Origin of the sequence: Streptomyces tubercidicus (assembly GCF_027497495.1) — a bacterium.
In the GTDB taxonomy this organism is placed as follows: Bacteria; Actinomycetota; Actinomycetes; order Streptomycetales; family Streptomycetaceae; genus Streptomyces; species Streptomyces tubercidicus.
In genome coordinates, this window is record NZ_CP114205.1 from 2,458,092 (window position 1) to 2,470,899 (window position 12,808).

Genomic DNA, 12,808 nt, shown 5'->3' on the forward strand with positions numbered 1-12,808 from the left:
CGCTTTGTCCTGGACTTTGCCAATTCCTCGGCGTTACTTACCGGTTGAGGCCCGGCCGGCCCCGCCGGACGCCCCGTCGGCGGCCGGCGCCGCACCCGGCGCGTTCTCGGGGTGGTGGCAGGCCACCTGGTGGCCGCTCCGCAGCGCGACCAGCGGCGGCTCGGTGGTGGCGCACACCTCGGTCGCCTTCCAGCAGCGGGTACGGAACCGGCAGCCGGACGGCGGGTTGATCGGCGAGGGCACATCGCCCTTGAGCAGGATCCGGTCGCGCTGGGTGCGCCGCTTGGGGTCGGGCACCGGTACGGCCGACAACAGCGCCTTGGTATACGGGTGCATCGGCGTCTCGTAGACCGCCTGACGGTCGGCCAGCTCCACGATCTTGCCGAGGTACATCACCGCGATCCGGTCCGAGACATGCCGGATGACCGAGAGGTCGTGGGCGATGATGACGTAGGTCAGGCCCAGCTCCTCCTGGAGGTCGTCCATCAGGTTGACCACCTGGGCCTGGATCGACACATCCAGCGCGGAGACCGGCTCGTCGGCGACCACCAGCCGGGGCTTGAGCGCCAGCGCACGGGCGATCCCGATGCGCTGCCGCTGGCCGCCGGAGAACTCGTGCGGATAGCGGTTGTAGTGCTCCGGGCTCAGCCCCACCAGCTCCAGCAGCCGCTGTACCTCCTTCTTCACCCCGCCCTCGGGCTCGACGCCCTGGAGGCGGAAGGGGGTGGAGACGATCCCGCCGATGGTGTGCCGGGGGTTCAGCGAACCGTACGGGTCCTGGAAGATCATCTGGACGTCCCGGCGCATCGGCCGCAGCCGGCCCGGGGACAGATGGGTGATGTCCTGGCCCTGGAACTCGATGGAGCCGCCGGTCGGTTCGTCGAGCCGGGTGATCAGCCGCCCCATCGTCGACTTGCCGCAGCCGGACTCGCCGACCACGCCGAGGGTTTCCCCGGGCCGGACGTCGAAGTCGATGCCGTCGACCGCCTGGACGGCCCCGACCTGGCGCTTGAGCAGGCCCTTGCGGATCGGGAAGTGCCGGACCAGACCGCGGACGCTGAGCAGCGGTTCGGTGGCGGAGGAGACACCGGAGGTCTCCGCCCCCTTCTGGAGCGGGATCTTCTTGTTCTGGTCGTCAGTCGTCTCGGTCACAGCTTCGGCGCAATCTCTTCGGTCCAGATACGCTCGCGCTCCTCCTGCGACATATGGCAGGCGGAGAAGTGCCCTCCCCCGTCGGCTACGCCCCCATTGGCGGGGGTGCCCCCACTGCCGGCCTCGCGCAGCTCGGGGCGGACCGTACGGGTGAGGTTGTCCTTGGGCACGTCCGCATACGGGCAGCGGGGGTTGAAGGCGCAGCCGGACGGGACGTTGATCAGGCTGGGCGGGGAGCCCTTGACCGGGATCAGCCGGTCCGTCTGGTCACGGTCGATGCGCGGCATGGAGCCGAGCAGCCCCCAGGTGTAGGGGTGCCGGGGCTCGTAGAAGACCTTCTCGGCCGGGCCGCGCTCGACGCACCGGCCGCCGTACATCACCAGCAGATCGTCGGCGAGTTCGGCGACCACCCCGAGGTCGTGGGTGATGATGATGACCGCCGAGCCGAACTCCTTCTGCAGATCGCGGATCAGGTCCAGGATCTGCGCCTGGACGGTGACGTCCAGTGCGGTGGTCGGCTCGTCCGCGATCAGCAGCTCGGGGTTGTTGACCAGCGCCATCGCGATCATGGCACGCTGGCGCATACCGCCGGAGAACTGGTGCGGATGGTCGTCGATCCGCTTGTCGGGCTGCGGGATGCCGACCCGGTCGAGCATCTCGACGGCCCGTTTGCGGGCGGTCTTCTTGTCGACGTCGTGGTGGACGCGGTAGGCCTCCATGATCTGGTTGCCGACCGAGTAGAAGGGGTGCAGCGCGGACAGCGGATCCTGGAAGATCATGGCCATCTCGCGGCCGCGCAGCCGGCGCACCTCGTCCGGTTCGGCGGAGACCAGCTCCTTGCCGTCCAGCCAGATCTCGCCGGACATGTCCACCGTGCCGCGCTGCTGGCGCGAGGCGCGGTGCAGGCCCATCACGGCGAGTGAGGTGACGGACTTGCCGGAGCCGGACTCGCCGACGATGCCGAGCGTTTTGCCCTTCTCCAGGCTGAAGTTCAGACCGTCGACGGACTTCACCAGCCCGTCGTCGGTGCGGAAGTGCACCTTCAGGTCCCGCACTTCGAGGAAGGCGGACGGGGGCCGGGTGCCGGCCGCGGTGGGCTCGCCCACGACGGCCTCGGTCTTGTCCTCGGAGGAGTCGGTCACGAGAGCCTCACCCGCGGGTCGACGGCGGCGTACAGAACGTCCACCACCAGATTGCACATGACGATGAAGAACGCGGCGAGCAAGGTCACGCCGAGGATGTTCGGCAGGTCGTTGGCGTTGATCGCCTCGACGGCGAAGGCGCCGACTCCCTTGAGCGAGAAGACCTGTTCGGTGATCAGCGCACCGCCGAGCAGCAGGCCCAGGTCCATGCCGAAGACCGTGATGATCGGGGTGAGCGCGGCCCGCAGACCGTGCCGTACGACCACCTTGCGCTCCCGCAGGCCCTTGGCGCGGGCCGTCCGGATGTAGTCCTCGCTCAGCGTTTCCAGCATGCCGGCCCGGGTGAGCCGGGCGTAGAGCGCGGAGTAGAGGAAGGCCAGGGTGACCCAGGGCAGGACCAGGGTCCGGGCCCAGCCGAAGGGATCCTCGGTCAGAGCGATGTAGTCACTGCGCTCGAAGACCGGCCACTGGTAGGTGAACAGGGCCAGCGCCAGGGCGCCGGTGAAGAACATCGGGAGGGAGACTCCGGCCAGCGCGACCCCCATCGCCATCCGGTCGAAGAGCGAGCCGGGGCGCAGCGCGGAGAGCACACCGGTGGCGACACCGGAGACGACCCACAGCACGGCCGCACCGGCGGCCAGCGAGAGGGTCACCGGAAGCCGGGACTGGATCTCCGGCCAGACCTCGATATGCGTTTTGAAGGAGTAACCGAAGCACGGCACATGGCACTTGGCCGCTTCCGGTCCGAATCTGTAGTCGACGCCGACGAAAATGCCCTTCAGGAAATCCCAGTACTGCTCGTACACGGGCTTGTCCAGGCCGAGATTCTTTTTCACCGCGGCGATATCCGCGGGTGTGGGGGCCTTTCCGATGTACTGCTGGGCAAGCTGGTCGGTGCTCTGCCCGGCCAGCTTCGGCAGCAGAAAGAAAATGCCGAAGGTGACCGCGCTGACGATCAGCAGCAGAATCACCGCGCTGATCAACCTGCGGATGAGGTACGAGAACACGGGATGCGGCCTCGGTGCCGCGGACCGGCCGGGGCCGGCCCGCGGACACCAATGCCTTCACCTGCCTTCCAGGGCTGCTACTTCTTGACGCCGATGTTGAGGTAGTCGTACTGACCGCTGAAGGCCGAGGTGGACACCAGGTTGGTGGCCTTGGGCGAGCGGTACATCAGGACCTTGAAATAGGTGAGCGGAACGATCGCCGCCTGCTCCATCGTCTTCTTGTCGATCTCGGCGTACGCCTTCTCGCGGGCCGCCTTGTCGGTGTTGGCGATGGCGCTGTCGAGCAGCTTGTTGATCTCCGGGTCGTCCAGCTCCGACAGGTTGGTGTTACCGGACTGGCTGATCGCCTTGCCGTTGAGGATCTGCTGGAGGTAGCCGTAGCCGGTCGGGAAGTCCGAGCCCCACTGCATCATGATCAGGCCGACGTTGTTCTTCTTGTTGAACTTCGGCACACCGGCGTAGTCCGAGAAGTACTTGCTGGTGGGGTAGGACTGGATCTTGGCGGTGACGCCGATCTTCTTGAGCGAGTCGATGACCGTGGTGGCCGCGTCGACCTCGTCCTGGCGGTCGTTGCGGGCCAGGATCGTGGTCGTGGTCTTGCCGGCGCCGCACTTGTCCCAGTGCTTCTTGGCCTCGGTCAGATCCAGCTTGTCGCCGTCGTACTTCTGCGGGTACAGGTCGTACTTCTGGTAGCCCTCGATGTCCGTCGGCAGGACCGTGGAGGCCAGCTCACCGCGTATCGGGCCGCCGAGCGAGGTCTGGACGGCCTTCTTGTCGATCGCGTACTGGACGGCCTTGCGGCACTCGATGTTGTCGAACGGCTTCACCTTGGTGTTGAGCGCCGTGTAGACCAGCCGCTGGCCGAGCGTGTTGTCGGTGTTGGCCTTCTCCTTGGGGTCGGTCAGCAGCTGGGCCTGCGTCTGCCCGTCGACACCGCGGCCGGCCAGGTCCACCAGGGTGTTGCCGGACTTGAGGTCCTTGTCGATGGTCGACTGGGCGACCTTCAGATTCAGGACGATCTTGTCGGGCAGCTGCTTGCGCAGCGGGTCGGTCTTCGCGGACCACTGCGGGTTGCGGACCAGGGTGAGCTTCTTGCCCTCCGCATAGCTCTCGAACTTGTACGAGCCGGTCGAGAGCACGGACTTGGTGTAGTCGGCGCCCTTGTCCTTGGCCTGTGGGACCGGAGCGGTCTGCGGGGCGCTCACCAGGTAGTCGAACTCGGCGAACGGCTTCTTCAGGTGGAAGACCACCGTCTGCGCGTCCGGGGTCTCGATGGACTTCAGCCCGGCCTTGCTCTTGTCCTTGTAGGGACCCTTGTAGCCGCCGTCGTTGTCCTTGAGGAACTGCTGGAAGTAGTTCGGACCCAGCGAGAGGACGTCGCGCGCGAAGTTGCTGCGCTCGACGGCGTACTTGACGTCCTGCGAGGTGACCTCGGTGCCGTCGTCGTACTTGACGCCCTTGCGGATCTTGTACGTCCAGGTCTTGCCGCCGTCGCTGGGCTTGCCCATCGACTCGGCGAGGTCCGGGACCAGCTCATTGCCCTTGGCGCCGGGGCCCGGCTTGAAGGTGGTGAGCGGGCGCGCGTAGAGCCGGCTGAAGTTGTAGATGAAGGCGTAGTAGGTGTTGCCCGGGTCGAACGACTCGGGGGCGTCGCTGAGCGCGTAGGTGACCGTGCCGCCCTTCGCGTCCGAGGCGTTGACGACGCCCTTGGTGGCGGCGTTCGCCTCGCCCGAGCCTTCCGAGGAGCCCTTGCCCCCGCTGCAGCCGGCCAGCAAAAGGCCCGCACTGGTGATGGCCGCGACAGCCGCGACCGGAACTGACCTTCGCATGATGGTCGGTGTCCCCTTCGTTCGTCGAGATACGTCGATACATCGATATGTCGGAACTTGCGGAACTGCGTCACTTGCCGAACTGCGGAAAGCGCTGGTGGGGCTTCTGGTGAGACGTCTGAGCGGGTGCCGGGCGCGGCCTCAGCGGCTGCGCGGGTCCAGGGCGTCCCTCAGACCGTCACCGAGCAGGTTGAACGCCAGCACGGTGACGAAGATCGCGAGGCCGGGGACGATCATGTACTGGGGGTCGACCTCGTAGTACTTGACCGCCTGGTTGAGCATGCCGCCCCAGGACGCCTGGGGCGGCTGGATGCCGACGCCCAGGAAGCTCAGCGCCGCCTCGAAGAGGATGTTGGAAGGGATCAGCAGGGTGGAGTAGACGATGATCGGGCCCACCAGGTTGGGCAGCAGCTCCCGGAAGAGGATGAACGGGCCGCGGGCCCCCATGCCGCGGGCGGCGTCGACGAATTCCCGCTCGCGCAGCGACAGCGTCTGCGCGCGCACGATCCGCCCCATGTAGGGCCAGTTGAAGAAGCCGATCACGAAGATCAGCACCGAGATGTGCAGCGGCAGGCCCTCCAGACCGAAGGCGCCGCCCTGCAGCGAGGCGGAGATCGCGATGGCGAACAGCAGCAGCGGGAAGGCCAGGAAGACATCCATCATCCGGCTGATGACGGCGTCCACCCGCCCGCGGTAGAAGCCGGCGACCACACCGAGGACGGTGCCGATGGCGACCGACAGCAGGGTCGCGCCGAACGCCACGATCAGCGACACCCAGGAGCCCTCCAGGATCCGGGCGAGCAGATCGCGGCCGAACTTCGGGTCCACCCCCAGCGGATGGTCCCCGCTCATTCCGCCGAAGTCGCCCTTGGGGAGCGTGGTGTTGGGGTCGATCAGCGACTGGTTCGGGTTGTTGGGGTCCAGCCCCAGCAGCGACTGGATCGGACGGGAGAGCGCGGCGATCGCGATCAGCAGGATGACAACGATGGCACCGGCCACCGCGACCTTGTCCCGCCGGAAACGCAGCCAGGCGATCCGACCGAGGGAGCGCCCCTCGATCCGGTGTGCTTCCACGCCTTTCAGCACCGCTTCCGGCTGCGCCTCAGCAGCAGCTCCGGTGGTCTCGATCGGTGCGGTCACGGTGCCCCTGACCCCTCTCGGCCGGCGGTGGCCGGCCCATGCCCGCCGCGGTAGCGGCCTGATACACATCACTGGTGCAGGTCTTGCAGGCATCGCGAAGTTCGCGTTTATGGAATGTCAAAAAGTGCGCGACGCCGTTCTCGAATGACGCTCGTAGCAAAAGGCCGAGGCCCTGTGTTGCCGGGAGTCTTCATCCGATTCGCGATCAGTCACCAGCCCTGAACAGGAAAGGATGCGTAACTGTGATGTGGTCCGCGACATTCCGTTATACGGACAGCGGAGCGGTCTGAGCGGAGTGCATACCCGTGAGAAAAAAGCTCAACTGCGGGGCGCCCGGGGCGAATTCACCCGGGGCCCGGTGCCGGAGCGGTGCCGCCGGGCGTCAGTAGGGACGCGGATATCCGTAGCCGTAGGAGGGCGCGGGGGCCTGCGGCTGGACATAGCCGTCACGGTCGAAGAAGGGGCGCGTGGAGGCCCGCATCCACATGCCGACCGGGTCGTATTCGTCGTTCATCGCGACCGTGGAGACCGGCAGACCGTCCGGCACCGCGCCGATCGACTGCTGGATCATCAACCGCACCGAATCCACCGCCGGTTGGCCGGTGTCATAGAGATCCAGCCCGATCGCCAGATACGGGGCGCCCAGCGCGGGCTGCACCCAGGCCCGGCGCAGCGACCGCACGGCGGGCGTCCGATGGGCGTTCTGGGCGAGCAGCGCGTAGAACTGCGGGATGTCGATGACCGGCTCGGAGATCCGCAGCGGCCCGGCGGGCAGCCGGTCGAGACCGCCGGCGATACGGCGCAGATCCAGCCAGGGGATACCGACACCGCCGCCGGGAGCATGCGGATTGAGCCACAGGCCCCAGCGGTCGGGGAAGAGCGAGGCGGCGATCTCCGTGCCCGTGACCACCTCGTGGTCGCGGTTCCAGCCGGAGGCGGCGAGTTCGGGCGCCGAGGTCACACAGGGCGCATAGCCGAGGCCGTCGACCTCCATGTTTCCGTACTGCGCGTCGGGCATACCGGCCCGGCCCTGCCAGAGCAGCATCCAGACCTGGCTCGCGGCGAGCGCGTGCAGCAGCGCCTCATAGGCGTCGTAACGGCCGGGCGAGACCTGCTGCAGCAGCTGCTCCAGCTGTCCGGCCGCCGCCGGCCCCTGATGCGCACCCGCGCTCACGTGGTCCGTCCCTTCTGTCAGCAGGGCACGTATGGGTGCACCCGTCCGTCATCCAACCAGCTTAGGGCTTGCCGATGAGCCAGAGCTTCCCTAGGAGTGGTCACGGGCGTAGAAGGGCCGCACCCGCCCCAGCATCCAGTCGGCGACCGGGTCGCCCTGGGCGAGGTCGAGCATGACGAGTTGTACGGGCCAGGGCAGCGGTACCGCGCCGAGCGCACGTCCGAGGGCTGACAGTACCGTCTCGCGGGCGGTGCCGTCGTGCAGTGCGGTGGCATCCGCCGCGACCTGAACACCGACGAACAGCGCGGGCGTGTCGCCCTCGACGCTTGCCAGGGCACGCCGGGCAGTCAGGACAATTCCGGCGCCGGAGAACTCCAGCCCGGCCGAAGCCAGGAAGTCCACCGGCTCGTCCTGCCAGTCCGGTTCGAAGAGCCGTACCCGGCCGCCGCTCGGCAGCCCCTCGAACTCCGGCTGTCCCTGATGCCGTTCCCGGCACAGTTCGGCCACCGCGGGCGGCGGCAGCGGGACACCGACCGTGCCGTCGGGGTTGACCGCGATGCCGATCTGCGGCGGCAGCCCGCGGGCGAACTCCCGGGCCGGGGCGACAGTGAAGGACAGATGCGAGCCGACCACCCGCAGGTACTCCTGCTCGGAGCTGTAGACCGGGACATAGGGCGCGCCGTCCAGCTCGACGGTGGGCAGGTCGAGGCCGCGGGCCCCCGGGCCCGCGCTCTCCGGGCCGCCGCCTTCAGGCAGCGGCACCCACAGCCGGCTGCGGCCGAGGACCTCGACGATCCGGCCGCCGGCGCCCGGGTGTCCGACGGACGCGGACAGCACCTCTTCGAGCTCGTTCGCCGGCCATGCCAGCTGCGGTATCCCCTGCTCCGGAAATGTCATCTGTCCCACCCGTTCCCAACCGCGCCATCTGGCCAAAGACCCTAGACGAGACGGTGCGCGGTGTGGTGTGCGGGGGCGGGTCCGGGCTCAGTGGAAGGTGACGGTCTCCAGCGCGCCCGCCGCCCGCCGGTCGAGCAGCACGGCCGAGCAGAAGCCCTCCGGCAGCCGGGCCGACTCCGCGTCGCCGACCAGCCGGCCCACCGCCCCGCGGTGCCGTGCGAAGGCGTACCCCGACACTCCGCGTCCCCGTGACTCCTGGCCGGAGAGCGCCACCTCGGGCGCCACATCGAGCAGCACCAGATGCGCGCCGCGGCCGCCGCGCAGCGCCGAGCGCGCGATCCAGCGGCGCACCCACGCCAGCGTCCCGCAGTCGTGCACCACCACACTGTCGCCGGAGCGCAGCGCCCGGCCCAGCGCCAGGTAGTGGGCGGCGCGGACCAGCGGGCGGTAGAGCCCGTACGGCAGCCGGCGCAGCCTGCCGCGCTCCCAGCGCTCCCGCACGTCCTGCGAATCGATGCGGTGCACCGCGCCGCCGCGCCCGTCCAGCGAGGGCACGAGGCGGTGCATCAGGGTGCTCTTGCCGCTGCCCGGCAGCCCGGAGACCACCACCAGGTCACCGGCCGGAAACCGCAGCTCGGTGGGGCCCGGCGGGCGGCGCTCGCCCCGCAGGTCGACGACCTCGGCGCGGCGTCCGGGCCGGATGACGGACCGCGGTCTGCGCCCGGTCCGGGACGTGGTGGCGGGCGGCGCCGTCGGCGCGGCGCCCGGGGGCACGACCCCCCACGTCGCCCCGAATGCCGCTTCGCTGTGCACCGTGATCGCCCTCCCCGCCCGTTCGGTCCGGTTCGCGTTCGTCCCCTTACCCGCAGAGTGTCAAGAAAAGGTAATGCCCATCAAGGCGATTGTCCGATCAGCCCCTGTGAGAGGCGGGGCGGCGGCAGGGGCTCCTTTATCCGGCGTTCCCGTGTAATGATGTGGCCGCCACGTGCACATCACAGCTCACCTGTGCACCGCCAACTGCATACCGGCCGCTTGTAGCCCGCGCGGGAGAGTCCCCGGCCGCCATGGCGGGGCGCCGAAGGAGCAAGTCCTCCCTTGAATCTCTCAGGCCCCTATACCGCACGGGCGAGGCAGATCTGAAAAGCGAGTCGCTGCCCGGTTGCCGGGGCGGCTCCACCCAAGGTGCAAACCGGGTCCGTTCGCGGGATACCGGTGAACCTCTCAGGTTCCGATGACAGATGGGGAGAACGTCTTGTCACCCTTGCCTGGGAGCCCAGAACCATGACAGATGCCCCCCGCCGCACGGCGCTGGATGCCACGCATCGCGCGCTCGGCGCGACCATGACCGACTTCGCCGGCTGGGACATGCCGCTGCGCTACAGCAGCGAGCGTGAGGAACATGTCGCCGTCCGTACCCGCGCCGGCCTCTTCGACCTCTCCCACATGGGCGAGATCACCGTCACCGGGCCGCAGGCCGCCGACCTCCTCGACTACGCGCTGGTCGGGAACATCGGCGGCGTCAAGACGGGCCGGGCCCGCTACACCATGATCTGCGAGGCCGGCGGCGGCATCCTCGACGACCTGATCGTCTACCGCCTCGCCGAACAGGAGTACATGGTCGTCGCCAACGCCTCCAACGCCCAGGTGGTGCTGGACGCGCTGAGCGCGCGAGCGGGCGGTTTCGACGCCGCGATCCGTGACGACCGGGACGGCTACGCGCTGCTCGCGGTGCAGGGCCCGGAGTCCCCCGGCATCCTCAAGAAGCTGACGGACGCCGATCTGGACGGGCTGAAGTACTACGCCGGGCTGCCCGGCACGGTCGCCGGGGTGCAGGCGCTGATCGCCCGTACGGGATACACCGGTGAGGACGGCTTCGAGCTGTTCGTCCGGCCGTCGGACGCGGTCGCCCTCTGGGAGGCGCTGACCGAGGCGGGCCGGGACAGCGGTCTGGTGCCCTGCGGGCTGTCCTGCCGGGACACCCTGCGCCTGGAGGCGGGCATGCCGCTGTACGGGCACGAGCTGACCACCGCGACCACACCGTTCGACGCGGGCCTGGGCCGGGTCGTGAAGTTCGAGAAGACCTCCAACGGCGGGGACTTCGTGGGCCGGGAGGCGCTGGCCGCGGCCGCCGAGCGCGCCGAGACCACCCCGCCGCGCAAGCTGGTCGGCCTGATCGCCCAGGGCCGCCGGGTGCCGCGGGCCGGATACCCGGTCGTCACGGCCGACGGCACGGTCATCGGCGAGGTCACCTCCGGTGCCCCGTCCCCCACGCTCGGCAAGCCGGTCGCCATCGCCTACGTCGACGCGGCGCACGCCACGCCGGGCACCGAGGGTGTCTGTGTGGACATCCGTGGAAGTCATGAGCCGTACGAGGTCACCGCGCTGCCGTTCTACAAGCGGCAGAAGTAGCGGTTCCCCCTCTGCGGCCCGGCGGTGGCGGCGCGCACCCGCGCGTCCCACCGGCACCCGTCCCCCGGACGCCGTCCGGGTGGGGGTCCCCCCAGCGGTAACCGGGGGAGTGCCCCCCTTCACGATCACACCCTCGCGTACAGGAGAATCGAGCCATGAGCAACCCCCAGCAGCTGCGCTACAGCAAGGAGCACGAGTGGCTGTCGGGCGCCGAGGACGGCGTCTCGACGGTCGGCATCACCGAGCACGCGGCCAACGCGCTCGGCGATGTCGTCTACGTCCAGCTCCCGGAGGTGGGCTCCACGGTCGCGGCGGGCGAGACCTGCGGTGAGCTGGAGTCGACCAAGTCGGTCAGCGATCTCTACTCGCCGGTCGACGGTGAGATCGCCGAGATCAACGAGGATGTCGTCAACGACCCCTCGCTGGTGAACACCGCCCCGTTCGAGGGTGGTTGGCTGTTCAAGGTGAAGATCAGCGGCGAGCCGGGCGAACTGCTCTCGGCCGACGAGTACGCCGCCTTCATCCAGAGCTGAGCCCGGCTCGTCCCGACCCGCCACCGCCCGCGCGAAGCCTCCCCGGACTCCGTCCAGGGCCCCCGTCGCGCCCCTGACTCCCCCAGGAAGACTCATGTCGCTTCTCAACAGCTCCCTCCATGAGCTCGACCCCGACGTCGCCGCCGCCGTCGACGCCGAACTCCACCGCCAGCAGTCCACCCTCGAAATGATCGCGTCGGAGAACTTCGCCCCGCTCGCCGTCATGGAGGCGCAGGGCTCCGTCCTCACCAACAAGTACGCCGAGGGCTACCCCGGCCGCCGCTACTACGGCGGCTGTGAGCACGTCGATGTCGTCGAGCAGATCGCCATCGACCGCATCAAGGCGCTCTTCGGTGCCGAGGCCGCCAACGTGCAGCCGCACTCCGGCGCCCAGGCCAACGCCGCGGCCATGTTCGCGCTGATCAAGCCGGGCGACACCATCCTGGGTCTCAACCTCGCGCACGGCGGGCACCTGACCCACGGCATGAAGATCAACTTCAGTGGCAAGCTCTACAACGTGGTGCCCTACCACGTCGACGAGAAGACCAACCTCGTCGACATGGAGGAGGTCGAGCGCCTCGCCAAGGAGCACCGTCCCAAGCTGATCGTGGCGGGCTGGTCGGCCTACCCGCGCCAGCTGGACTTCGCCGCCTTCCGCCGGATCGCGGACGAGGTCGGCGCGTACCTGATGGTCGACATGGCGCACTTCGCCGGTCTGGTGGCGGCGGGCCTGCACCCCTCCCCCGTACCGCACGCCCATGTGGTCACCACCACTACGCACAAGACCCTCGGCGGCCCCCGCGGCGGTGTGATCCTCTCCACCCAGGAGCTCGCCAAGAAGATCAACTCCGCGGTCTTCCCCGGCCAGCAGGGCGGTCCGCTGGAGCACGTCATCGCCGCCAAGGCCGTCTCCTTCAAGGTCGCCGCCTCCGACGACTTCAAGGAGCGCCAGCAGCGCACCCTGGAGGGCGCCCGCATCCTGGCCGAGCGCCTGGTGCAGGACGACGTCCGACAGCACGGCGTCTCCGTGCTGTCCGGCGGCACCGATGTCCACCTCGTCCTGGTCGACCTGCGCGACTCCGAGCTGGACGGCCAGCAGGCCGAGGACCGCCTCGACGAGGTCGGCATCACCGTCAACCGCAACGCCATCCCGAACGACCCCCGCCCGCCGATGGTCACCTCCGGCCTGCGCATCGGCACCCCGGCCCTGGCCACCCGCGGCTTCCAGGCCGAGGACTTCCGCGAGGTCGCCGACATCATCGCCGAGGCCCTCAAGCCCAGCTACGACGCCGACGCCCTCAAGGCCCGGGTCGCCGCGCTCGCGGGCAAGTTCCCCCTCTACCCGTCGCTGTGACGCGTCTCATGCGGTGACCTTCCCGACCGTCCGCGCAGGGCGGTCAGGGACTGAACGGGCCGTGAGCCCGGGGCCGTTGGCCCCGGGCTCACGCTCTGCGGGGGCCGCCGCGCGCCGGTGATCCCGTTGCGCCGTGGCATTCCCGTCATTCGGCCGAAATAAGGTGTCCGC

At 69.1% G+C, this 12,808-nt stretch carries 11 protein-coding genes and 1 riboswitch; of the genes, 3 read left to right on the plus strand and 8 right to left on the minus strand.

Features of this window, described 5'->3' with window-relative positions; all coding sequences use genetic code 11:
* Positions 1-33 precede the first annotated feature (33 nt).
* From STRTU_RS10370 to STRTU_RS10405, 8 genes are all read right to left on the minus strand, one after another.
* Positions 34-1,152, minus strand: coding sequence for an ABC transporter ATP-binding protein (locus STRTU_RS10370; protein WP_159743274.1), 1,119 nt, complete (start codon positions 1,150-1,152; stop codon positions 34-36).
* Complete coding sequence (locus STRTU_RS10375) at positions 1,149-2,294, minus strand: ABC transporter ATP-binding protein (RefSeq protein WP_159743275.1); 1,146 nt, start codon at positions 2,292-2,294, stop codon at positions 1,149-1,151. The genes STRTU_RS10370 and STRTU_RS10375 overlap by 4 nt, the downstream gene beginning before the upstream one ends.
* Positions 2,291-3,301, minus strand: coding sequence for an ABC transporter permease (locus STRTU_RS10380; RefSeq protein ID WP_159743276.1), 1,011 nt, complete (start codon positions 3,299-3,301; stop codon positions 2,291-2,293). The genes STRTU_RS10375 and STRTU_RS10380 overlap by 4 nt, the downstream gene beginning before the upstream one ends.
* A 77-nt stretch (positions 3,302-3,378) precedes the next feature.
* Positions 3,379-5,130: an ABC transporter substrate-binding protein gene (locus STRTU_RS10385; protein ID WP_159743277.1), complete on the minus strand. Its 1,752-nt coding sequence runs from the start codon at positions 5,128-5,130 to the stop codon at positions 3,379-3,381.
* Between the two features lie 141 nt (positions 5,131-5,271).
* Positions 5,272-6,270, minus strand: coding sequence for an ABC transporter permease (locus tag STRTU_RS10390; protein WP_159743278.1), 999 nt, complete (start codon positions 6,268-6,270; stop codon positions 5,272-5,274).
* 382 nt (positions 6,271-6,652) lie between these two features.
* Positions 6,653-7,444 (minus strand): enhanced serine sensitivity protein SseB C-terminal domain-containing protein, encoded by a 792-nt coding sequence (locus STRTU_RS10395; protein ID WP_159743279.1) that lies wholly within the window; start codon positions 7,442-7,444, stop codon positions 6,653-6,655.
* Positions 7,445-7,534: 90 nt separating this feature from the next.
* A complete protein-coding gene (locus STRTU_RS10400; protein WP_159743280.1) occupies positions 7,535-8,341 on the minus strand; it encodes an enhanced serine sensitivity protein SseB in 807 nt (268 codons plus the stop codon).
* A gap of 87 nt (positions 8,342-8,428) precedes the next feature.
* Positions 8,429-9,115: an AAA family ATPase gene (locus STRTU_RS10405; protein WP_159746820.1), complete on the minus strand. Its 687-nt coding sequence runs from the start codon at positions 9,113-9,115 to the stop codon at positions 8,429-8,431.
* A gap of 260 nt (positions 9,116-9,375) precedes the next feature.
* A riboswitch (glycine riboswitch) is annotated at positions 9,376-9,471 on the plus strand.
* A 151-nt stretch (positions 9,472-9,622) separates the two neighbouring features.
* On the opposite strand from STRTU_RS10405, the gene gcvT reads away from it, so the two are divergent.
* The 3 genes from gcvT (at position 9,623) to glyA (ending at position 12,637) form a co-directional block, all read left to right on the plus strand.
* Positions 9,623-10,750, plus strand: a complete 1,128-nt coding sequence (gene gcvT / locus STRTU_RS10410; RefSeq protein ID WP_159743281.1) for a glycine cleavage system aminomethyltransferase GcvT — start codon at positions 9,623-9,625, stop codon at positions 10,748-10,750.
* 155 nt (positions 10,751-10,905) lie between these two features.
* Entirely contained in the window at positions 10,906-11,283 is a 378-nt protein-coding gene (gene gcvH, locus STRTU_RS10415) for a glycine cleavage system protein GcvH (protein ID WP_159743282.1), read from the plus strand.
* Positions 11,284-11,377: 94 nt separating this feature from the next.
* Positions 11,378-12,637: a serine hydroxymethyltransferase gene (gene glyA, locus STRTU_RS10420; RefSeq protein WP_159743283.1), complete on the plus strand. Its 1,260-nt coding sequence runs from the start codon at positions 11,378-11,380 to the stop codon at positions 12,635-12,637.
* Positions 12,638-12,808: the final 171 nt, after the last annotated feature.

Bases quoted from the DNA above. Each gene is read 5' to 3' on its own strand.
- STRTU_RS10385 (WP_159743277.1), bottom strand. From the start codon at position 5,130: ATGCGAAGGTCAGTTCCGGTCGCGGCTGTCGCGGCCATCACCAGTGCG.
- STRTU_RS10400 (WP_159743280.1), bottom strand. From the start codon at position 8,341: ATGACATTTCCGGAGCAGGGGATACCGCAGCTGGCATGGCCGGCGAAC.
- gcvT (WP_159743281.1), top strand. From the start codon at position 9,623: ATGACAGATGCCCCCCGCCGCACGGCGCTGGATGCCACGCATCGCGCG.
- gcvH (WP_159743282.1), top strand. From the start codon at position 10,906: ATGAGCAACCCCCAGCAGCTGCGCTACAGCAAGGAGCACGAGTGGCTG.
- glyA (WP_159743283.1), top strand. From the start codon at position 11,378: ATGTCGCTTCTCAACAGCTCCCTCCATGAGCTCGACCCCGACGTCGCC.